A 21,769-nucleotide genomic window follows, 5' to 3' on the forward strand; every position below is an offset into this window, starting at 1 on the left:
CTGTCGCGTCAGAATCTGGCGCAACACCCCCGTACTGCTGAACAACTGGCGAACGTGGCGAAAGGCGGCTACGTGTTGAAAGACAGCGACGGTCAGCCGGAACTGATTCTGATTGCCACGGGTTCAGAAGTGGAGCTGGCTGTCGGTGCGTATGACAAACTGACCGCGGCGGGTCGCAAGGTACGCGTGGTGTCCATGCCGTCCACGGATGCGTTCGACAAGCAGGATGCGGCGTACCGAGAAGCGGTGCTACCGAAAGCGGTATCGGCGCGCGTGGCGATTGAAGCGGGGATTGCCGACTACTGGTTCAAATACGTTGGTCTGAACGGCGCGATTGTCGGCATGACGAGCTTTGGTGAATCTGCTCCGGCGGAGTTGCTGTTCGAAGCGTTTGGCTTCACCGTCGATAACGTGGTGGAAAAAGCGTTGGCGCTGTTGAAGTAACCGTGTAATAAGCAATACCACGATGTGATAGACAAGGATCGCAAACAGATACACCGTTTGCGATCTCACACTATTGGTTGGTTTCACTCTACCGCTGTATCGGTTAGCCCTTTTCAGACACAGTAATACGCGTGAATATTTAATCGTATTTTTAGCGCATCAGGATGTTAAATGAATTAAGTATTCGCTAATATCAGCCTCATAGAAAGATTATGGAAAACTTTTTGTGACAACGATTAAAGATATCGCCCAAAAAGCTGGCGTGGCAGCTTCAACCGTTTCTCGTGTGCTTAATAATGATCCCAGCCTTTCCGTAACCAAAGAAAAGCGCCAACTCATCAAGAGAATTGCTAATGAACTGGCCTATTTATCGCCCACACAGCGTAAACAGCAGAAAAAAAGGTTAGATAACTCGCTGGTTGTACGGTCCCATTTCAAAATGGACAATGACAATTTATTAAATCTCGCCGTCGTCCACTTTCTCACCCCTTCAGAAGAACTCAACGACCCTTATTTCACGGCAATCCGTATTGGCATTGAAAATCGCTGCCACCATTTTAATATTTCGCTGCGAAATCTATTTACCACAAATTTATCCTCCAATAGCCAGACTTTAGCGCAAGCGCAGGCGATCATTTGTGTCGGTCACTTTAGCGATAACGATATTGCCTTAATCTATTCATTAAATAAAAATCTGATTTTTATCGATTCAGCGCCCCTCGATAAGAAATGTGATGCTGTGCTTTTTGATCGGGAAGCGGCGGCACGCGAAGTATTACACTATATTGTTAATAGCGGCGCTCAACGCCCCGCCTTTATTGGCAATAATGAGAGTCGGCTGCATGTATTTGAAGAAGTCACCCAGCAACACGGTATCTACCACGAGTCGCGGTGCAAGGTCAGTCAGTTATTCTGTATTGAGTCCGGCTATCAGGCGATGAATGCGTTGCTGCAACAAAAAGAATGGCCTGATGTCGTGTTCGCCGCAACTGACATTATCGCAATTGGCGTGTATCGTGCGCTTCAGGAGAAAGGGATTGCGATTCCGAAACAAATAAAAGTGGTCGGGATGAATGATATCCCCACGGCGCAGCATCTCAATCCCAGCCTGACCACCATGCGACTCTACCCCACGGAAATGGGAGAAGCCGCTATCGATCTGTTTTTAGAGTTGGTGGCGGGACGCCATTATAAGAAACACGTCCAGGTTGGCTATGAGATGATGTGGCGCGAAAGTTTCACACTCAGCACGTTGTAACGAAGCCCGCTATAATACGCCCTGATATTTCTTATTTTTACCGATAACGTGGCCACGTAAAGAAATTACGTGGCCAGCAAGAATCAATTAGCGGTTATTTTCCACAACTGGTTCCATCCTCCATTATCACGCCACTGAATGCCTGATGCACCGTTCGCCGTTGAACGACCATTAATATCCAAAAGTTTTCCGCTATTTCTATTCATGACTTTATAATAGCCATCGCCAGCATCCAAAATAAGCCATTGCTGGCTAAAATGGCCGGTGTTGTACATTTGGATTATTTGTGCGCCATCTTCACTGGCACTGGCGTCAATATCAACGTACTTTCCACTATTAACATTCACCAGATTAAAATAACCATTGCCGATCGCGTTAAAATAAAAACGCTGGCTATCCCAATTGCTATCAGTGTATTGTTCAAGCCATGCGTTATCGTCATGCGAACCGGCCACAACATTAAGCGATTTACCACTATTCCGATTCGCCATCTTATAGCGAGTCCCGTTGATAACATTGATTTGCGATTCGGAAAATGCGTCCAAAGCGCGGGTAAATTGCAATACGTTATTTGAAACTCGCGTCGTCGCCCCTAATGCATAGCCATCCGGCAACACACTGGCATTCCCCGCCGGTTCCCAATAAAAAACCCCAATCCCTTTATTTCCCGGCACCGCTTTAACAAGATTAATCGTATCCTTAATCGTCCAGTAGCTATCCGTCGGGTTAGTTTCCAAACCGCCGACTTCAACGACCATCACTTCCTTACCATAACGGCTCGCCATATCATTGAGATTGCTGGCCAGTAAACCGGTCAGCTCCCAATAATTTTTCCCCTCCCAATGAGGATAGAATGAAAAACCAATCACATCGGTTTTCCCGCCATGCGTGGTAAGGAAATTGTCAAAAAACCAGCGAGCGTTTGAATTATCATTCCCATGCGCCAAATGGCTGATGACCTTAGAAGAAGGGCTGACCGCTTTCACTGCATCATAGCCTGCGTTCAGTAATTGCGTTAAATTGGCAAACCGACTTGTGCTGCCTTCCGGTAGCAAGATCCCCGGGTTCATTTCATTACCCACCTGTACCCATTCAGGCGTCACGCCTGCGGATACCAATGCGCTCATCACCTCATGCGTGTGGTTATAAACGGCCGTCGTTAATTGGCTAAGATTGTAGTTCGCCCACGCTGCGGGTTTAACCTGGTGACCAGGATCCGCGAAAACATCGCTATAGTGAAAATCCACCATGACGCGCATGCCCATCGCTTTGGCACGCAGTGCGGCATCCACTACACGGGTTTTATCCGTATAACCGAGCATCGTCCAGGTCGAATTATCTTTATGCCATAGCGCACTGGGATCAGGGTTAACAAAAATACGTAACCGCACCGCGTTTATGCCGTGATCGCGCAATATCTGTAATACATCACGCTGCGTTCCGGCATCGTCGCGCCAGGTAACACCCCGATCCTCCAATTGCTTTACCCAGCCAATATCCGCACCATAAGCAAACGGCTGCGCCGCTTTAGCCAGATTGGCCGCCATGAACCCTATAAATAGCATTAACAATACAGAGATCATTCCTGAATAATTATTCTTTTTCATTCATTTCTCCTTGAGGTAACACGCTTAAAGGGTATTTATTAAATAAATACCCAGGTACAAATTCAAAAACAGATGACAACATTTATAAAAATAAAATTCACATAAGAAACCAAGCAGCCAATATGAATAGCTGCTTGGTTCAATTTATGCTTTTCCCTTTACGCCATAGAGTCTTTTTCATGGCGATATTTCCATCATGATAGAGCGTTATTTTTAATTAATTCGCTTCCCATTTTCATCAAAAAAATGCAAATTCTCGCTACGACATGTGAGCGGAATCATTGAGTATGGCGTAATACTGTTATCGCCTGACAAATACACTTTGAAATTATTCACACCAGAGTAAGCACCAAAAATATACGTCGCATTACCCAGCCTTTCTGTTACCTCACTATTGATTGACAGGCTGACGTCGCCACCATTAGGATCAATACTCAGATGTTCAGGGCGAATACCTACGGTAATTTTCTGATTGGTGCGTAGCCCGTGGTTAGCCAGATTAATAGAAAGTGTATTGAGTTGATTGATCAAGATACTCACGTTATTCCCTTCAACCTGTGTGACTTCACCTGGTAGGAAATTCATATTCGGCGAACCGATAAAGCCAGCGACAAAAAGATTCTCTGGCTTATGGTATAACGCCATCGGCGTACCAACCTGTTCAATGTAGCCTTTATTTAACACCACGATTTTATCCGCCAGCGTCATCGCTTCTACCTGGTCATGCGTCACATAAATCATGGTGTTACGCATTTCCTGATGGAGACGCGCGATCTGTAAACGCATTTCCACCCGTAATTCGGCATCGAGATTCGATAACGGCTCATCGAATAAGAACACTTTAGGATCGCGTACAATTGCGCGCCCAATCGCAACACGCTGGCGTTGGCCACCAGACAGTTGTTTGGGGGTACGATCCAACAACGCTTCGAGCTGAAGCGTCATCGCCGCCTTTCGCACCATTTTTTCCACTTCGGCTTTGGGGTGTCCATTCATTCTTAACCCAAATCCCATGTTTTCAGCCACAGTCATGTGGGGATACAGCGCATAGGATTGGAAAACCATTGCAATCCCTCGTTCTGCGGGATCAAAGTGGTTAACGAGACGGTTATCAATATGAATTTCCCCCTCTGTTATATCTTCCAATCCAGCAATCATTCTTAGCAGTGTCGATTTACCGCATCCCGATGGGCCAACAAATACCACAAACTCGCCAGAATTAATTTCAAGATTGATACGATGGATCGTCTCCGTCTTATCGTAACGTTTCACTATATTTTTTAGTAAAATATCAGCCATGTGAACCTCAAACGTTAATTTTCCATTGAGAGCGTATTACTTTACCGCTCCCGTCATGCTGGCGATAAATTGCTTCTGCATGGCAAAGAAGATAAGTAAACTGGGAAGTGTAGAAATCACCGTCCCAACCATAATCAGTCCAAAATCCGGCGAGTAAGCGGAAGCAAAACTCGATAACACCAGATTAATCGTTTTTAATTCATTAGATTGAAGGACAATAAGTGGCCAGAGAAAGGCATTCCATGACGTCATGAAAACAATAATAAAAGCAGCAGAATAACTGGCGCGCATAATCGGCACGTAGACATACAGGAAAATTTTCCACTCAGCGACGCTTTCCACACGCGCAGCATCGATCAACTCTTTTGGAAACGTTTTAGTACACTGCCTGAAATAGAAAATAATAAATGCCCCGGCCACTGTCGGCATGATCACCGCAAAGTGCGTATCCAGTAACCCCGCCTTACCAAACATGGTGAAGAGCGGGATCATCAATGCCGCGAACGGGATCATCATTGTCGTTAATAGCGCAACATAGACTCGTTCCCGATTCTTACTGGCATAAATTTCAAATGCATAACCCGCAATAGAACATACGACCAGCGTTGATACCGTACTGATCAACGCAATTTTTGATGTATTCCAAAACACCTGCGCCAGATCCACCTGACTCGTCAGATTGGTGAAATTGACCAGTAATTGATCGCCAAACGTGAATTTCCCCATGTTGATTTGGCTGGTGCTATTCGTACTCGACACCACCATCCAATAGAAAGGGAAAAGCGAAAAAATGCTCATTAACACGAGAAAAACATGCATGAGTATGCTGTTAACTTTACTTTTCCTCATATCATCCCTTCCGCGCTGCTTTAAACTGAATCAGTGCCAGTATTGCTGAAAACACAACAATGACGTACGAAACCGTTGCCGCATAGCCAAAATTAGGCACAAACTTGAATGACAGGTTATAAATATAAAGCGATAACGTCAGCGTCGCATTTGCCGGGCCGCCATTCGTGATATTCATCGCTTCATCAAACAACTGTAATGTACCAATGGTTGAGGTCACGCTAGTAAAAAGAATCACCGGTTTCAACAAAGGGATCGTAATAAAGAAAAATTGCTTGATTGGGCTAACGCCATCAACTCTGGCAGCCTCATAAATCGATTTATCGATATTCTGCATAGCGGAAAGATAAAAAATCATATTATATCCCGTCCACCGCCATGTAATGGCAATAATAATCGTCACCTTCGCCCAGAAAGGGTCGGATAGCCATGGAATCGGATCGTCAATAACATGAATAAACAGCAGAAATGAGTTAATCACACCATCCAGTTCAAACATGCTCTTGAAAAGAATGGAATAGGCAACCAGTGAAGTCACGCAGGGTAAAAAAATCGCCACCCTAAACCACTGTCGATATTTAAGCTGAGAAGAATTCAAACAAGAAGAAATAGCCAATGATAATAAAATCATAATAGGAACTTGGATGACCAGAAACGTCAGCGTATTCCAAAGTGCCGTTTTGAACATAGGATCATTGAATAAACGAATGATATTTCCCAAGCCAACAAACTGCGTCACTACACCACGGCCAGACTGAAAAGAGAGCCAAAGTGATTTGAAAATAGGGTATATCGTCATTAAGGCAATTAACCCAACAGCGGTAGCGACAAAAGCCCAGCCGTTGATGTTATAAAGCCTATTCATTTTAGGTTTATATATCATTATCACACCATCGATTTCTGGAGAGAAATGCTTGAGGGCTTCCCGCCCTCAAGCTCACACTCGCTACTGCATAATCTGGGTTTTTAATGTCGTTTCGGCACGTTTTAACACCTCATCAACAGAATCACCTTTCAGTAATGCAGGTATTTCAGCGGCAATGGCGTTATCCACTTCCTGGGTATACATACCGTAGGAAACCTGTGGGATTTCAGTTACCCATTTAGAAAAATCAGCAAACACGGGTTGCCCACCAAAGAACGGATCTTTTACAGCATAAGCAGGGCCGGAAGTCGCCGGGAGGAAGGTGGCAAGCGCGCCACGATCAACCAAAAGGGTTTGATACATATTGCTATCCGCTGCGAAGGTTTTCTGCAAAAACTCAATCGCCTGCTTAGTATTTTTGCCCCCTTTTAAGACATACCAGCTCGATCCCCCTTGGTTGGAAGCATGTATCGCCTTGTCGAGATTCAGCCGTGGGATCGGCGCAACACGCCATTTTCCTTTCTGATCTTCCGCACTTTTAATTGACCCAATCACCCATACACCAGAAACTACACTCGCCGATTTACCAGCATTAAAGCTCCCCACAAAACTTGACCAGCCAGAGATAGGACGTGCAATTTTTGCGTCATTAATTGCCTTAATCGTTTTTAATGTTTCTTTCAGTGCATTATTTTTGGTGAGATTGAGTTGTCCTTGATTATCAAAGAACCACTCGCCACCAGATTGCATCATAATATGGGGAAGAACCACATCGTTCATATCGTAGGTCAGCATATCAACACCGGTTTTCGCTTTTACCTGCTTACCGATCTCAATATATTTATCCCAGGTAATATTCACCATATCACTCTCTTTATATCCGGCAGCCTCCAGATAATCGAGTCGATAGAACATGCCCGCCACGCCGGAATCAAAAGGAACACCGTAGACTTTATTGCCAACCGTCATGACTTTGGTTTTATACGGTGCGAACTGGCTATAATCGATAGCGTCCTGTAAGGGGATAAATGAATCAGGATAAGCCTGAAGGTATTTCTGAGCATTATAATCCTCAATCAGTACAATATCAGGAAGCGAGTTTTTAACCCCTGAAGCCAACATGGTGTTTAATTTCTGCTCAATATCTTCTTTACCTGAGTCGATCACTTTCAGACTAAAACTTGGATCGGCTTTTTTATATATCGATGAGGCCTCATGCATTGCTGCAACATTGAAGTTAGGATCCCAGGCCCACACGGTGACTTCAGCAGCCAGGCTTTGGCTCGATAAACCCAACGTGAGGAACGAAACTGCAAGCAGGGTAGATACTTTATTTTTGATCTTCATCAGAGCAGTCCTTCTTTACTTTTTGTAAAGAGAGAATATGAGTTACTGCATAATGAAGCAACGAGTTACACCGCTTACATTCTTTCATCCGGTGATACGGGTCACACAACAGGGAGAAAAATGACTAAATATTCGATCTAAATAAAAAAAATTTAGGAAAAATTTCCTACCATAAAGCCCACATCGCCCCATAAAAGTGATTAAAATAAAACCAAAAAAACTTTCACATCATTGAAAATGAAACAAAAAATGAAAATATAAAAAGGTTATTCGGCTAATATTAACCACAATCATGGCATCACCCTGGAATGACACAAAAATGAAAGCGTTACCACACAACATCAAGAAGCACACGAGGATCCCCGTGTGCCAAAACAGATCTACGTTCTGGCAAACCAGCCGCGAATGATCGCGTGCTGTAACAGCATGATAGTTTTGCCATCTTTAATCCGGCCATCGTTCATCATCGCGACGGCTTCACTGAAGGGCAATTCCAGCACCTCAATATCTTCATCCTCTACGCCACCGCCAACGTGACTCCGCTGGGATTCATCATATTCTGCTGCAAAGAAGTGAAGCCGTTCGGTCACGCCACCAGGCGACATATAGGCATCGAACAACTTCTCAACGTTACCGACCGCATAACCAGTTTCTTCCATTGCCTCGTTACGGATGCATTCTTCAGGTGAATGATCGTCCAGCAAACCCGCACACGCTTCCAGCAGCATGCCGCTTTCGTTGCCGTTGACGTAGGTGGGAATACGGAATTGTTTTGTCAGAACGACCGTGCCTTTGGCCCGGTTGTACAGCAGGATTGTCGCGCCGTCACCGCGATCGTAAACCTCACGAATTTGGCGCACCATACCGCCATTCTTTCTTTTTAAATCAAAAACATATTTATGAAGGATAAACCAGTTATCGGAGAGCAGCTTCTTTTCGACGATATCAATCGGAGACGACATGGAGATACCTCAATAATCAATGGGAAAGGAATGTTCCTTTTCTAGCCGTGACTATTCATCATATGCTCTTTTCATATCGATATAAACGCACAACCCCTCTACCCCCTCACTCAGGAGAAGTTATGCCGTATGTCAACATCAAGATCACCAATGAAGGCGTCACTGCTGAACAAAAACGTCAGTTGATTGAAGGCGTTACCCAACTGCTGGTCGATGTGCTCAACAAAAATCCGAAAACCACCGTCGTCGTGATTGATGAAGTTGCAACCGACAATTGGGGGATCGGCGGCGTACCGGTGACGGAATTAAGAAAGATGAACAAATAGTGAAAAGGTGCCACTCTACGTGGCACCAGACTCATATCCCGAACATCGTATCAATCAGCAGATACATATTCAGAGAAACCACGAGTACGACAATGAGTTGCCCGACACGCTGCACCCATTTTCCGTTCACCATCGTCCCCATTAATTCACGGTTGCCAGTGAAGGACAGTAAAGGAACCAGCGCCAACGCAATCCCAAAGCTCAGCACCACCTGGCTCAACACCAGCACTCGCGTCGGATCCATACCGGACAGAATCACGATAAACGAGGGCAGCATCGTCACCGTACGGCGTACCCACAGCGGGATATGGAAGCGAACGAACCCTTGCATCACCACCTGCCCCGCCAGTGTACCGACAACGGTAGAAGAAAGCCCCGCCGCGACCAGACTCAGGCCGAAAATCACCGCCGCCGCTTTACCTAACAACGGCTCCAGCGTGAGGTAAGCTTTGTCCAAGTCGGCAATATCCTGATTGCCGCTGAAATGGAACGCCGCCGCCGCCGTCGCCATCATCGCCAGATTCACGAATCCGGCGATCGTCATCGCAATCGCAACATCGACTTTGGTCGCCGAATAACGCTCGGCACGGGTATGGTTGCCCTCATGCTGCGTCAGGGAAGAGTGCAGGTAAATTACATGCGGCATAATAGTCGCGCCCAGTACGCCCGCGGCCAGCAGCACGGCGTCGGAGGTCGGCAGACTCGGGATGGTCATGCCTTTAGCTAACGAGGCCAGTTCCGGCTGAGAAAAGACCAGTTCGACGATATACGCCGCCGCGACAAACAGCAGCAGACCGCCGATAACCCTCTCCAGCGGCTTCTGACCGCGCTGTTGCAGCATTAAAATCAGGAAGGTGGCAATAGCCGTGAGGATCGCACCTTCCAGCAACGACACCCCCAATAGCAGCTTGAAACCAATCGCCGCACCAATAAATTCGGCCAGATCGGTCGCCATCGCAATAATTTCGGCCTGCACCCAATACGCCCAAACCGCCGGGCGCGGAAAACGATCGCGGATATGCTCCGCCAGATTCTTACCCGTTGCGATCCCCAATTTGGCAGACAGCAGTTGGATGAGCATCGCCATCAGATTCGCCCACACCACCACCCACAGCAGCGTATAGCCATACGCCGCACCAGACTGGATGTTGGTGGCAAAGTTACCCGGATCGATATAACCAATCGCCGCGATAAATGCCGGCCCCATCAAGGACAGTTTGACTTTCCTTGATGTACGGCTTGTTGATTCAATAACACGGCTACTCAGCATAGTATGACCCTTCCAACGCTATTGTTTTATTACTCTCACAAAAATGATAATGATTATCAAGTGCATTTAGAGTGGTAATACCGATTCTTTTAATTGCTAAAGATAATGAGTCATTAAAAACCTAAAAAACATCTTTTTTATCAAACAAATCTTAACAAGATATAAACAAAAAAACCCCATGCGGTGGCATGGGGTTCGGAATGAAGATACGGTGTGAATATAGTGCGAAAAGCAGGACGTATCAGTCTTGTGCTTTTGATACCGCAACCATCGCCGGACGCAACAAACGGCCGTTCAGCGTATAGCCTTTTTGCATAACCATCATCACATGGTTTGGCTGGTGATCGGCAGAAGGTAACATTGTCATGGCCTGATGCACCTCTGGGTTAAACGGTACGTTTACCTCACCCACCACCTCAATACCAAACTTGTGTACCGCATCCAGCAACGATTTCAGCGTCAGTTCAACACCTTCAATCATCGCAGCCAGTGATTCATTGGCTTTGTCTGCCGTATCCAGCGCACGTTCCAGGTTATCGATAACGGGCAGCATTTCACTGGCAAATTTCTCTACCGCAAATTTATGCGCTTTCTCAACATCCATTTCCGCACGGCGGCGAACGTTATCGGCTTCGGCACGAACACGCAGCACATTGTCACGCTCACGCTGTTGCAGCTCACTCAACTGGGCTTCCAGCTCGGCGATGCGTGCATCACGCGGGTCAGCTACGTCTGCCGTCTCTGGCGTGGCATCCGCTTGCTGCCCTTTTACTGCTTCCTTTTGATCCAGGACTTGCTCGTCAGGCGTTTTCTGTTCTTTACTACTCATGAAATTCTCCGCGGTTTAGCATTAATCTCGCTAGTTGCTTATTATGGGGATCAAAATCGGGGATTCAAGGGAACCTGTCAGATATTGGTTCCCGCCGCTGCCGATACACCACGCTGAGGACAAAACAGCAATGAACACACCGCTTACAATGAACAGGCCGTTTAATTGTATTGGGATTGTCGGGCACCCACGCCACCCAACGGCGCTGGCAACACATGAAATGCTCTACCATTGGCTCACCGACAAAGGTTACGCCGTACTGATCGAACAGCAGATCGCGCGCGAACTGAACCTGAAGGACGCACCGACGGGTAGCCTTGCCGACATCGGACAACAGGCAGATCTGGCTGTGGTGGTCGGCGGTGATGGCAACATGCTAGGTGCGGCCCGCGTGCTATCGCGCTATGACATCAAGGTTATCGGCGTAAACCGTGGCAATCTCGGCTTTTTGACCGATCTCGACCCTGACCAGGCGCAGCAGCAGCTTTCTGAGGTGCTCGACGGCCACTACCTAAGCGAGCAGCGCTTCATGCTGGAAGCGCACGTTTGCCGCGCAAACCAGCCAGACAGCATCAGCACCGCCATTAATGAAGTCGTACTGCATCCCGGAAAAGTGGCACACATGATTGAATTTGAAGTCTATATTGACGACAAATTCGCCTTTTCCCAGCGTTCAGACGGCCTGATTATCGCCACCCCCACAGGTTCAACCGCCTATTCCCTTTCCGCTGGCGGCCCTATTCTGACGCCATCGCTGGATGCTATTGCGCTGGTGCCCATGTTTCCGCACACGCTGTCTGCTCGCCCACTGGTGATCAACAGCAGCAGCACGATTCGGCTAAAATTTTCCTGCATTACTAACGATCTGGAAATCAGTTGCGACAGCCAGATCGCCTTGCCGGTACAGGAAGGTGAAGAAGTCCTGATTCGCCGTAGTGAACACTACCTGAATCTGATTCATCCAAAAAATTACAGCTATTTCAATACACTAAGCTCAAAACTTGGTTGGTCGAAAAAATTATTCTAAAATTCAACTCAGCCACTTTACTGTATATAAAACCAGTTTATACTGTATGTAATTACCTGTGATTACATACAGAGGTTTATCATGCTGGCGCAACTCACTATCAGTAATTTTGCCATCGTGCGCGAATTAGAGATCGATTTTCAGTCAGGAATGAGCGTTATCACTGGGGAAACCGGTGCGGGGAAATCCATTGCGATTGATGCCCTCGGTTTATGTCTGGGAAATCGTTCCGACGCCAGTATGGTTAGACCAGGAGCAGCCCGAGCCGACATTTGCGCTCGTTTTGCGCTGGCAGATACGCCAACAGCGCGCCAGTGGCTGGAAGAAAACCAGTTGGATGACAGCAACGAGTGCCTGCTACGTCGCGTGATTAGCGCCGATGGGCGCTCACGCGGCTTTATTAACGGCACCGCCGTGCCCTTGTCTCAACTACGCGAACTCGGTCAACACCTGATTCAGGTACACGGTCAGCACGCCCATCAGTTGCTGCTGCGTCCCGACCATCAAAAACACCTGCTGGACGCCTACGCCGATGAACCAAAATTGCTTGCTGCCATGCAGCAGATTTGGCAACAGTGGCACCAGAGCTGCCGTGCGTTGGCACAGTTAAAACAGGCGGCCATTGAACGGGAAGCCCGTCGCGAATTGCTGCAATATCAATTGAAGGAGCTGAATGAATTTTCCCCACAGCCCGGTGAATACGAACAGATTGATATTGAATACAAGCGGCTGGCGAATAGCGGTCAACTGCTGACGATGAGCCAACAGGCCATGCAGTTACTGAGTGAAGATGAAGAGCAAAACATCATCAGTATGCTGCACTGCGTAAAACACCAGCTTGGCGAACTGATCGGCATGGATGACAAGCTCTCCGGCGTGCTATCCATGCTCGAAGAAGCAGGCATTCAGCTTAGCGAAGCCAGCGATGAATTGCGCCACTACAGCGAACAAATGGATCTCGACCCGATTCGACTGTATGAACTGGAACAGCGCCTGTCGCGCCAACTCGCGCTAGCACGTAAGCACCATGTTGCTCCAGAGGCACTCCCAGCGTTCCACCAGCAGTTACTGGAAGAACAACAACAACTGGAACAGCAGGAAAGCGACCATGACACGCTCAACGCTTCCGTTGGCGAATATCATCAGCAGGCACTACACCTTGCAGAACAGCTACATGTGCGTCGTCAGCAACACGCCAGCGAACTGGCGCAGCGCATCACGACTAATATGCATGAACTGGCGATGCCGCACGGCCACTTCACCATTGACGTGAAGTTTACGCCAGATAGCCTGACGTCCACTGGTGCCGACACTATCGAATTTCGCGTCACCACCAACCCTGGCCAACCACACCAGACTCTAGCGAAAGTGGCATCGGGCGGCGAGCTATCACGCATCGCACTGATTATTCAAGTGATTACCGCGCAGAAAATGGATACACCGGCGATGATCTTCGATGAAGTCGATGTGGGCATTAGCGGGCCAACTGCCGCCATCGTCGGCAGAATGCTGCGCCAGCTCGGCGAATCCACGCAGGTGATGTGTGTGACGCACCTGCCACAGGTCGCGGGTTGTGGTCATCAGCACTTCTTCGTGAGTAAAAAAACCGACGGCGCAGAAACAGAAACACTGATGCAACCGTTGGATAAACGTGCTCGACTACAGGAACTGGCACGTCTCCTCGGCGGCAGCGCCGTAACCAAAAACACGCTGGCGAACGCCAAAGAATTGCTAGCAGCCTAAAATTCACCGCCGACAGCAGTAAGAAAGGTGTATCACGGGTAAAAAAGCTCAACTTTTTTACCTTCCTGAGGTCATACAATCGCCTTGCAGGTTTCCAAGTCCTGCAAGGTCTATTATCATCGGCAACCTATGCCCTTAAGGAATGTAATCACTATGCGCTGTAAAACGCTGACTGTCGTCGCCGCGGTGGTTGTTATGCTGACCGCCGGTTGTTCCACACTGGAAAAGGTGGTCTATCGGCCGGACATCAATCAGGGAAACTATCTGGCACCGGCTGACGTTGCAAAAATTCACACCGGCATGACCAAACAACAGGTCGCTTATACGCTGGGTACGCCTATGATGCAGGATCCGTTTGGCAGTGATACGTGGTTTTACGTCTTCCGCCAACAGCCAGGTCATGAATCGGTAAAACAGCAGACACTGACGCTGACCTTCAGCGGCAGCGACGTGTTAACCAATATCAACAACAAGCCCGCCATGAATTAATGCTTTCAACGCCGCTCGGCTGAATCAGGGTGGATGACCCTATCAGCCAGAGGCGGCGCTTTAAGACAATGCCCACGATGGACAGAATATTTAAGGAAAGCCAATGCACATATGGCTTGATATATGATGGGTATAACAGCAGGCAAATCAGAATGTTTCGGCTTTGCCTGTGTTTTTATAAGGATATTATGGTAAGGACAATCAAGAAAACGCCGCTTGTCGTTTAACAAAATGACTCAGGCTTTATTCTTAGCACGCTCTGCACGTTGACGACGTAGTTCTTTCGGATCGGCAATCAGCGGGCGATAAATCTCCACACGATCGCCATCCTGTACGACATCAACCAGCTTAGCTGCCCGGCTGTAAATACCGACTTTATTCACCTGCAAATCGATATCATGCCGCACTTCCAGCAAACCCGATGCGGCAATAGCCTGCTCAACCGTACTGCCCTCTTCCAGCTTCACCGTGCGTAGATACTGGCGTTCCGGCAACGCGTACACCACCTCAACCTGCATTACGGACACTGTAGACCTCTTTGGCTCGTTGCGTGAAAGCCTGCACCATATTTCCCGCCAACTCCTTGAATATTTTACCAAAAGCCAGTTCAATCAAGGCATTGGTGAATTCAAAGTCCAGATGCAACTCAACTTTACAGGCATCGGCACTTAGCGGCGTAAAATGCCAATCCCCCCTCAACTGGCGGAATGGGCCATCGACCAGTTGCATATTGATGTTCTTATTTTGCGTCAGCGTGTTACGTGTGGTAAATGTTTTGCTGATACCCGCTTTGGAAACATCAACAGCGGCCGTCATCTCCTCTGGTGAGGAAGAAAGCACACGGCTCCCCGTACAACCCGGCAAAAATGCGGGGTAGGAAGTAACATCATTGACCAGCTTGTACATCTGTTCTGCACTGAATGGCACCAGTGCAGAACGACTTATCTTTGGCATACTCTTTTCCGAGATTCATAAAACGCGCAAAATAATAGCATTGATAGCCCGACAGGCAAAAATTCTGCGAGGCGTATCGCACGATATCATTAACCACGACACGGACGCACAACGGGGATTTCATTCCCAATGACATCCAGTATAATGACGGCACTATGACAAAGAAAAAAGCATACAAACCCGGTTCCGCCACCATTGCGCAGAACAAGCGCGCCCGTCACGAATACTTCATTGAGGAAGAATTTGAGGCTGGTCTTGCGTTGCAAGGATGGGAAGTCAAATCACTGCGCGCAGGTAAAGCAAACCTCAGCGACAGCTATGTCACCTTCATGAACGGAGAAGCTTACCTATTTGGCGCAACCATCACGCCGCTAAACGTGGCTTCATCACACGTTGTTTGCGATCCCATACGCACGCGTAAGTTACTACTCAATAAACGTGAACTGGAGTCGCTGTTTGGCCGCGTCAGCCGCGAAGGTTATACGGTCGTCGCGTTGTCGATGTATTGGAAAAATGCCTGGAGCAAAGTCAAAATCGGCGTAGCAAAAGGTAAAAAAGATCACGACAAGCGTGATGACATCAAAGAACGTGAATGGAAGTTAGACAAAGCCCGTATCATGAAGAACGCGAATCGTTAAGCCACTGGCTTAACAACAATAAGTTCTGATATACTGGCGATAGTTTCTTGGGGGCTGATTCTGGATTCGACGGGATTTGCAAAACCCAAGGTGCATGCCGAGGGGCGGTTGGCCTCGTAAAAAGCCGCAAAAAAATAGTCGCAAACGACGAAAACTACGCTTTAGCAGCTTAATAACCTGCTCTGAGCCCTCTCTCCCTAGCCTCCGCTCTTAGGACGGGGATCAAGAGAGGTCAAACCCAAAAGAGATCGTGTGGATGCCTTGCCTGGGGTTGAAGCACTAAATCTAATCAGGCTAGTTTGTTAGTGGCGTGTCTATTCGCAGCTGGCAAGCGAATGTAAAGATAGACTAAGCATGTAGTACCGACGGTAGAGTGGTTCCGGACGGGGGTTCAAATCCCCCCAGCTCCACCACATTCGTATTCGGTAAGTATCGTTTACTACCGGAAACACCATGAAAACCCGCATTCTCACTGAGTTTGCGGGTTTTTTATTGCCTGTTATCTATCGGAATACCCCGTTTACAGCCGGAAATTTTAGTTATACGCTTAGTTATACCGTCCCATATAACTACAAAAGCGTATAACTACGATGGCTCGTATAACTACACCACTGAGCAATACCGAGATTAAAGCCGCCAAACCTGCCGAGAAGGAATACACACTACAGGACGGGGATGGGTTGTATCTGCTGGTGAAATCGAGCGGATCTAAAATCTGGCGCTTTAACTATTACCGCCCCGATACGAAGAAACGTGCGTTAATCAGCTTTGGTTCATTCCCTGCGGTTTCTTTGGCCGAGGCTCGACAACGGCGCGAGGCGGCAAAAGCACTTATCAGCAAAGGCATCGATCCGCAATTCCACCAGCAACAGCAGCGCGAACAAGAGCAAGCCATCAACCTGAACACGTTCGCTAAAGTCTCCGCTGACTGGTACGAAGTGAAAAAATCTCAACCACTGGCCGAGAACACCGTTAAAGATATCTGGCGTTCGCTGGAAAAACACGTGTTCCCGTTCATCGGAACCCTACCGATCACCCAGCTTACCGCCCGTCACTTCATCACCGCACTGGAACCGATACAGGCCAGCGGCAAACTGGAAACCGTCAAGCGGGTAATCCAGCGAATTAACGAGATAATGGATTATGCGGTTAACTCTGGGTTGATTCCCGCGAACCCCGCCGCCAAGATCCGCAAAGCGTTTCAGACGCCGGTTAAAACCCACATGCCAACTATCCGGCCAGAGGCATTACCTGGCTTGATGAAAACGCTATCGGTCGCCAGTATCGAGTTACAGACCCGCTTATTGATTGAATGGCAGCTACTCACCGTTACCCGCCCTGCCGAAGCTGCTGAAACCCGCTGGAGCGAGATAAATCTTACGGAGAATACCTGGACGATCCCTTCTAGCCGCATGAAGATGCGCCGTGAGCACGTTATCCCCTTGCCCCCACAGGCGTTAGCCATTCTGGATGCCATGAAGCCAATCAGCGGCCACCGTGAATACCTGTTTCCTTCCAGTAAAGATCCTAAGCAGCCGATGAACAGCCAGACCGCTAACGCAGCACTGCGCCGTATGGGTTACAAGGGCGTACTGGTATCTCATGGCCTACGCGCCATCTTCAGCACCGCCGCCAATGAAGAAGGCTTCTCGCCAGATGTGATCGAAGCCGCCCTAGCCCATGTAGACACCAACGAGGTACGCCGCGCCTATAACCGCTCCACCTATCTGGAACAGCGCAAGGTATTGATGTGCTGGTGGGGGGAATTTGTCGAAACAGCCGCAACGGGAAAAGTCATGGCGTCGGAAGGAGCCAGAGGTTTACGCGTCGCCAACGGCTGATACTGTGTTTATATATGGGATAATAAACTGAACCAGAAAAAACGCGTGGAATATGTAGCGCATATAGTCGGTGATGTTCTCAGTGAGAACACGCCGAATAAGAATGAATTCTTTCATAAACTGGCTGTAAGGCAGCGTGCAGTTATCAGAACCATTATTTCAAGAATTTACTTAATTTTCCCAAATTTAAACCTAAATTATCATACTCCTCCCTCAAGAACCGTTTAACTATCTGCACTGACCGGACAACGCCGGTTTCATTGGAGATAAACACGTATGAACCTGTTAGACAGAAAAATCCTGTTAAAGAAAGAAGTGAAAGCCATTCTGCGCGTTAGTTCAGACAGCAGCTTTCAGGAAATGATCAATGCCGGAGAATTCCCCAAAGGGTTTCGGGTTGGCTTACGGCGCGTAGGCTGGTTCGAGGATGAAGTTAGCGACTGGTTGAAGCAACGTATTGCAGAACGTGACCAGCAAACCGAAACCGCATAAGCCGACACCTTCATTTTTATTGCCGCGATAGCGGCATATCGGAATCACAAAATATGATGATCCAAAAATCTGGCGCTGGCTGGAACGGGCATTGCTACGCCCAAAATCAGCACATCAGCTATTTAGAAAAACGCTCAAATCACGGTTTTGATTTATCGTCTTTTTCCGCTTCTAACTTACGCCCGCAGGCATCCAATACCCACGCAGAAAAATTAGCGTTGGGATTGTCTACTTTTTCACGCGCTACGCTGGCATCAATTTCATCAATCAGTTCGTGTGGAAAACGGATTCCCTTTTTAGTGGATTTACTATTGTTATTGCCTGTAGCCATGCCTAACTCCGTTAAAGACACTGACGGTACTCTGCCTGAAAAATTGAAATTTAAAGCGCTTGACGTGTGCGCACACCAAGAATTATCCTGTACGCACACCTTGATTGAATTCAAGGTTAACATAACGAAGCCCGGCAGTGCAGCAACACATACCGGGCTTCTGACCACAGCGTTAAAAGGAGTAACGTCATGGCTGATTCACAGTCTACCCAAACTCGCCTTAAATTTCAGTATCGCTTTCTGGTACTGCCCTACTCTCCGCAGGAAAAAACGTTTTGTCGCCTATCCGTTGAAGCCTATTCAGAGCGGGAAGCACGGCAAATGCTGTCTCCGTGTTTTGCATTTACTTTCGCTGCTCGCCTTCCCATTCAGGAGGTGCGCCATGTTTGATAACACGCCGCTGGAACAGGAAGAGCTGATCGATCAGTGCCGTGCGTTGGCTTATGCCATCGTGGAGTTAAGAGAACCGCAGGCAAAAGAGATACTGATGTTCATTCTTGCCGAACGGCTTGATGCGCTACACCGTGCGCCGGAGGACGAGGCAGCATGAGCAACACGTTTATTCAAGACGTGCGGACAAAAGCCAACGGCCATTGGGAGGGGATTTTGCAGCGGTTAGGCATCCCAACCAATCGGCAGGAAAGTGAATGTCCCAACTGTGGCGGGAATACCCGCTACCGTTTTGACGATAAAGAAGGTCGTGGCACCTATTTTTGTTCTCACTGCGGCGCAGGAACCGGACTGGATCTGGTGATGAAAGTGAATAAGTGCGATGCGTGGCAAGCAGCGGAACGGGTCGCCGAGGTGCTGGCGCTTCCGTTGCCCGTTGTTCCCCCCGCCAGTGAAAAGCCTGATCATCGTCTGATTGCCGAAAGGGTGAATGCGCTGGTGGCGAAAGCGGTATCGGGTCAATCTGACTATCTGCTGAATAAGGGGCTGCAACGCCCCTCACTACTGCTGGATGATGGTTCCCTGTTGCTGGCACTGCAAAACATGAACGGCACCACCACTGGCGCACAGCTAATCAAACCTAATGGCGAGAAAAAGCTGATTGCCGGTAGCCGCAAGAAAGGCGCATTCATTCCCGTTAATGCCCTACCTGAGTACACGGACACGGTGATCATTGCCGAAGGTTACGCCACAGCGATTACGGCATCGTTACTGATACACGGTGTCGCTATCAGCGCGTTAGATAGCGGGAATCTGATTCACGTTGCACGATCTTGCCGTGCTATCTGGCCGGACGCCAAAATTATCCTTGCAGCGGATAATGACAACAAACCTGATGGTAGTAACACCGGAAAAATCGCGGCTGAAAAAGCGGCACTAGCGGTAAACGGTTGGGTGGCGCTCCCACCTACCACTGAAAAAACCGACTGGAATGATTACTACCAGCAACATGGCGCGGCGGTATCCATATCGGCCTTTGCCGCCTCACTTTATCAGCCAGGACAAAAACCGCTGCCGTCTTCCTATTCCCCCTTAAAACCTTACGCAGACATTCGTCATGGCGGACTGTATTGGGTAGAGCCGAAGACTGACCATGACAGCGGCGACATTATCGAGCGCGAAAGCTGGCTGTCTGACCCTATTACGGTAGCGGGTATCGGATCGGATGAGTCAGAACGTTATCTGGTTTTAAGCTGGACGCCAAGCGGTGAAAACCAGTCCCGTACCGAAGCGATTCCAATGCGAGATATTGGCGAACGTGAAGGCTGGGCGCGATTACGTGCGGGTGGATTGGCAGTCACGGCCAAAGGCGGGTTACGGGCAATACTGGCCGATCACTTGTGTCGTAGTCATGCGGGTTGCCGCTGGGCAATCGCCAGCGCGACTGGCTGGCAGCATGGCGCTTACCTGATGCCGGACGGTTCTGTTATCGGTACACCAAGCATTCCCGTCTTATTCAACGGTAAATCGGGCGCAGCCAAAGGTTATGCCACCAGCGGAACGGTGCAAAGCTGGCATGAAAACGTCGCAGCACTGGCACAAGGTAATCCCTCCATGATGTTGGGGGTCGCTTGTGCCTTTGCTGCCCCGCTTATCGGGCTGGTAAACACGGACGGATTCGGCGTCCATCTATTTGGCGGTTCATCTGCGGGTAAAACCACCACTGGCAATATCGCCTCTTCTGTCTATGGCGATCCTAATGCGCTTAAACTCACGTGGTATTCCACTGCGCTAGGACTGGTGAACGAAGCCGCCGCCCACAATGACGGCTTTATGCCGTTGGATGAAATCGGGCAAGGCAGCAATCGCAAAGCCGTGGCCGATGCCGCCTATGCACTGTTTAACGGCGTAGGTAAGATTCAGGGAGCCAGAGAAGGCGGCAACCGAGAGCTAAAACGCTGGCGGGCAATGGCGTTCAGTACCGGCGAGATCGACCTGGAAAGCTATATCCGCGCTGACGGTGGACGGGTAAATGCTGGTCAATTGGTGCGCCTGCTGAATGTCCCGATCACCAAAGCGACGGTATTTCATGGTTATCAGGATGGCAAAGCCCATGCTGACGCGATCCGAGATGCCAGCAACGCCCATTATGGCGCGGTTGGTCGGGCGTGGATTGCTCACCTCGCCAGCCAGAAAGAAAACGCGCTAGCAGCCTACCGCGAAACAGAGCGGCGCTGGTTGTCACTCTTACCCGATGATGCCAGCGAACAAGTGCGGCGTGTAGCATCACGTTTTGCTGTATTGGAAGCGGCTTTATTACTCTCAGCTTCTTTTACTGGCTGGACGGCGCAGGAATGCCACGATGCGTTACAGCATAGCTTCTATGCCTGGGTAAATGAGTTTGGCATGGGCAATCGTGAGGCCAAAGCCTGGGTAGAACAGGCTGATGCCTTTTTGCACCAGTTTGGCTACAGCCGTTATTTACCGCATCCCAATCCAGATCCACGCGATTTACCCATCAAGGATCTGGCGGGGTATCGGGTGAAAAAGCCAGGAGCCGATACGCTGGTGTTTCATACCTTCCCCGCCGTGTTCAATAACGAGATTGCCACTGGTGCCAATGCCGCTGCGTTTGCGCAGGTGCTGGCCGATGCCGGAATGCTGGACAAACCTGCCAAAGGCATTACACGTAAATCACTGCGCATTGACGGCAAACAGCCGCGCTTTGTGGTGCTCATGACGCTCGACGACGAGGAAGAGTAAATCACGTGTAAGGTAAAATAAGGTCGGTTCGGTAGGTTCAGTCGG

23 protein-coding genes and 1 other RNA gene are annotated in these 21,769 nt (G+C 48.7%); 13 read left to right on the plus strand and 11 right to left on the minus strand.

Features of this window, described 5'->3' with window-relative positions; genetic code table 11:
• Both OI69_RS08270 and OI69_RS08275 read left to right on the plus strand, forming a co-directional pair.
• A partial coding sequence (locus OI69_RS08270) for a transketolase-like TK C-terminal-containing protein (protein WP_039347519.1) occupies window positions 1–444 on the plus strand: 444 nt, incomplete at its 5' end.
• Between the two features lie 226 nt (window positions 445–670).
• Window positions 671–1,702 carry a LacI family DNA-binding transcriptional regulator gene (locus tag OI69_RS08275; RefSeq protein WP_039348598.1) on the plus strand — a complete coding sequence of 344 codons (1,032 nt, stop codon included), beginning with the start codon at window positions 671–673 and terminating at the stop codon, window positions 1,700–1,702.
• Between the two features lie 83 nt (window positions 1,703–1,785).
• Here OI69_RS08275 and OI69_RS08280 read toward each other — a convergent pair whose 3' ends face one another.
• From OI69_RS08280 to nudK, 6 genes are all read right to left on the minus strand, one after another.
• Window positions 1,786–3,309 (minus strand): glycosyl hydrolase 53 family protein, encoded by a 1,524-nt coding sequence (locus tag OI69_RS08280; RefSeq protein WP_039348601.1) that lies wholly within the window; start codon window positions 3,307–3,309, stop codon window positions 1,786–1,788.
• A gap of 213 nt (window positions 3,310–3,522) precedes the next feature.
• On the minus strand, window positions 3,523–4,608 hold the full coding sequence (locus OI69_RS08285; RefSeq protein ID WP_039348603.1) for an ABC transporter ATP-binding protein: 1,086 nt from the start codon (window positions 4,606–4,608) through the stop codon (window positions 3,523–3,525).
• A gap of 36 nt (window positions 4,609–4,644) precedes the next feature.
• Window positions 4,645–5,457 carry a carbohydrate ABC transporter permease gene (locus OI69_RS08290; RefSeq protein ID WP_039348606.1) on the minus strand — a complete coding sequence of 271 codons (813 nt, stop codon included), beginning with the start codon at window positions 5,455–5,457 and terminating at the stop codon, window positions 4,645–4,647.
• A 1-nt stretch (window position 5,458) separates the two neighbouring features.
• Window positions 5,459–6,340 carry a carbohydrate ABC transporter permease gene (locus tag OI69_RS08295; protein WP_039348608.1) on the minus strand — a complete coding sequence of 294 codons (882 nt, stop codon included), beginning with the start codon at window positions 6,338–6,340 and terminating at the stop codon, window positions 5,459–5,461.
• Between the two features lie 63 nt (window positions 6,341–6,403).
• Window positions 6,404–7,669: an ABC transporter substrate-binding protein gene (locus OI69_RS08300; protein WP_039348611.1), complete on the minus strand. Its 1,266-nt coding sequence runs from the start codon at window positions 7,667–7,669 to the stop codon at window positions 6,404–6,406.
• A gap of 380 nt (window positions 7,670–8,049) precedes the next feature.
• On the minus strand, window positions 8,050–8,631 hold the full coding sequence (nudK, locus tag OI69_RS08305) for a GDP-mannose pyrophosphatase NudK (protein WP_039348614.1): 582 nt from the start codon (window positions 8,629–8,631) through the stop codon (window positions 8,050–8,052).
• Between the two features lie 122 nt (window positions 8,632–8,753).
• On the opposite strand from nudK, the gene OI69_RS08310 reads away from it, so the two are divergent.
• Complete coding sequence (locus tag OI69_RS08310) at window positions 8,754–8,957, plus strand: 2-hydroxymuconate tautomerase family protein (RefSeq protein WP_039348617.1); 204 nt, start codon at window positions 8,754–8,756, stop codon at window positions 8,955–8,957.
• A gap of 31 nt (window positions 8,958–8,988) precedes the next feature.
• Here the strand turns inward: OI69_RS08310 and OI69_RS08315 are convergent, their stop codons facing one another.
• Together OI69_RS08315 and grpE are read right to left on the minus strand one after the other, a co-directional pair.
• Complete coding sequence (locus tag OI69_RS08315; RefSeq protein WP_039348620.1) at window positions 8,989–10,227, minus strand: Nramp family divalent metal transporter; 1,239 nt, start codon at window positions 10,225–10,227, stop codon at window positions 8,989–8,991.
• Between the two features lie 241 nt (window positions 10,228–10,468).
• Window positions 10,469–11,056 carry a nucleotide exchange factor GrpE gene (gene grpE / locus OI69_RS08320; RefSeq protein WP_039348623.1) on the minus strand — a complete coding sequence of 196 codons (588 nt, stop codon included), beginning with the start codon at window positions 11,054–11,056 and terminating at the stop codon, window positions 10,469–10,471.
• A 148-nt stretch (window positions 11,057–11,204) separates the two neighbouring features.
• On the opposite strand from grpE, the gene nadK reads away from it, so the two are divergent.
• The 3 genes from nadK to bamE all read left to right on the plus strand — a co-directional run bounded on the left by nadK (window position 11,205) and on the right by bamE (window position 14,315).
• The gene (gene nadK / locus OI69_RS08325; RefSeq protein ID WP_039348650.1) at window positions 11,205–12,083 is read left to right on the plus strand and encodes an NAD(+) kinase; all 879 of its coding nucleotides are present in this window, start codon (window positions 11,205–11,207) and stop codon (window positions 12,081–12,083) included.
• Between the two features lie 81 nt (window positions 12,084–12,164).
• Window positions 12,165–13,826 carry a DNA repair protein RecN gene (gene recN, locus OI69_RS08330; RefSeq protein WP_039348626.1) on the plus strand — a complete coding sequence of 554 codons (1,662 nt, stop codon included), beginning with the start codon at window positions 12,165–12,167 and terminating at the stop codon, window positions 13,824–13,826.
• A 153-nt stretch (window positions 13,827–13,979) separates the two neighbouring features.
• Window positions 13,980–14,315 carry an outer membrane protein assembly factor BamE gene (bamE, locus tag OI69_RS08335; protein ID WP_039348629.1) on the plus strand — a complete coding sequence of 112 codons (336 nt, stop codon included), beginning with the start codon at window positions 13,980–13,982 and terminating at the stop codon, window positions 14,313–14,315.
• 236 nt (window positions 14,316–14,551) lie between these two features.
• Here bamE and OI69_RS08340 read toward each other — a convergent pair whose 3' ends face one another.
• Both OI69_RS08340 and OI69_RS08345 read right to left on the minus strand, forming a co-directional pair.
• Window positions 14,552–14,842, minus strand: a complete 291-nt coding sequence (locus OI69_RS08340; protein WP_039348632.1) for an RnfH family protein — start codon at window positions 14,840–14,842, stop codon at window positions 14,552–14,554.
• Window positions 14,823–15,269, minus strand: coding sequence for a type II toxin-antitoxin system RatA family toxin (locus OI69_RS08345; RefSeq protein ID WP_039348634.1), 447 nt, complete (start codon window positions 15,267–15,269; stop codon window positions 14,823–14,825). The genes OI69_RS08340 and OI69_RS08345 overlap by 20 nt, the downstream gene beginning before the upstream one ends.
• A gap of 155 nt (window positions 15,270–15,424) precedes the next feature.
• Here OI69_RS08345 and smpB point away from each other — a divergent pair, with 155 nt between their 5' ends.
• From smpB to OI69_RS08360, 4 genes are all read left to right on the plus strand, one after another.
• Entirely contained in the window at window positions 15,425–15,907 is a 483-nt protein-coding gene (gene smpB / locus OI69_RS08350; protein WP_012773422.1) for an SsrA-binding protein SmpB, read from the plus strand.
• Window positions 15,908–15,957: 50 nt separating this feature from the next.
• Window positions 15,958–16,320: a transfer-messenger RNA gene (gene ssrA / locus OI69_RS19200) on the plus strand.
• A gap of 177 nt (window positions 16,321–16,497) precedes the next feature.
• Window positions 16,498–17,748, plus strand: a complete 1,251-nt coding sequence (locus OI69_RS08355) for an integrase domain-containing protein (RefSeq protein ID WP_039348641.1) — start codon at window positions 16,498–16,500, stop codon at window positions 17,746–17,748.
• A 276-nt stretch (window positions 17,749–18,024) separates the two neighbouring features.
• Entirely contained in the window at window positions 18,025–18,240 is a 216-nt protein-coding gene (locus OI69_RS08360) for a helix-turn-helix transcriptional regulator (RefSeq protein WP_014915001.1), read from the plus strand.
• Between the two features lie 139 nt (window positions 18,241–18,379).
• On the opposite strand, the gene OI69_RS08365 is transcribed toward OI69_RS08360, so the two are convergent.
• Window positions 18,380–18,571, minus strand: a complete 192-nt coding sequence (locus tag OI69_RS08365; RefSeq protein WP_014915000.1) for a YlcI/YnfO family protein — start codon at window positions 18,569–18,571, stop codon at window positions 18,380–18,382.
• 189 nt (window positions 18,572–18,760) lie between these two features.
• Between OI69_RS08365 and OI69_RS08370 the strand changes: the two genes are divergently transcribed.
• From OI69_RS08370 to OI69_RS08375, 3 genes are read left to right on the plus strand one after another with little or no spacing between them, the layout of a single operon-like run.
• Window positions 18,761–18,961: a host cell division inhibitor Icd-like protein gene (locus OI69_RS08370; RefSeq protein WP_039348644.1), complete on the plus strand. Its 201-nt coding sequence runs from the start codon at window positions 18,761–18,763 to the stop codon at window positions 18,959–18,961.
• Window positions 18,954–19,121 (plus strand): hypothetical protein, encoded by a 168-nt coding sequence (locus OI69_RS20045; RefSeq protein WP_167335184.1) that lies wholly within the window; start codon window positions 18,954–18,956, stop codon window positions 19,119–19,121. The genes OI69_RS08370 and OI69_RS20045 overlap by 8 nt, the downstream gene beginning before the upstream one ends.
• On the plus strand, window positions 19,118–21,724 hold the full coding sequence (locus tag OI69_RS08375; protein WP_039348647.1) for a TOPRIM and DUF927 domain-containing protein: 2,607 nt from the start codon (window positions 19,118–19,120) through the stop codon (window positions 21,722–21,724). The genes OI69_RS20045 and OI69_RS08375 overlap by 4 nt, the downstream gene beginning before the upstream one ends.
• Window positions 21,725–21,769 lie beyond the last annotated feature (45 nt).

It is taken from the genome of Pectobacterium fontis, assembly GCF_000803215.1.
GTDB classification, from domain to species: Bacteria; Pseudomonadota; Gammaproteobacteria; order Enterobacterales; family Enterobacteriaceae; genus Pectobacterium; species Pectobacterium fontis.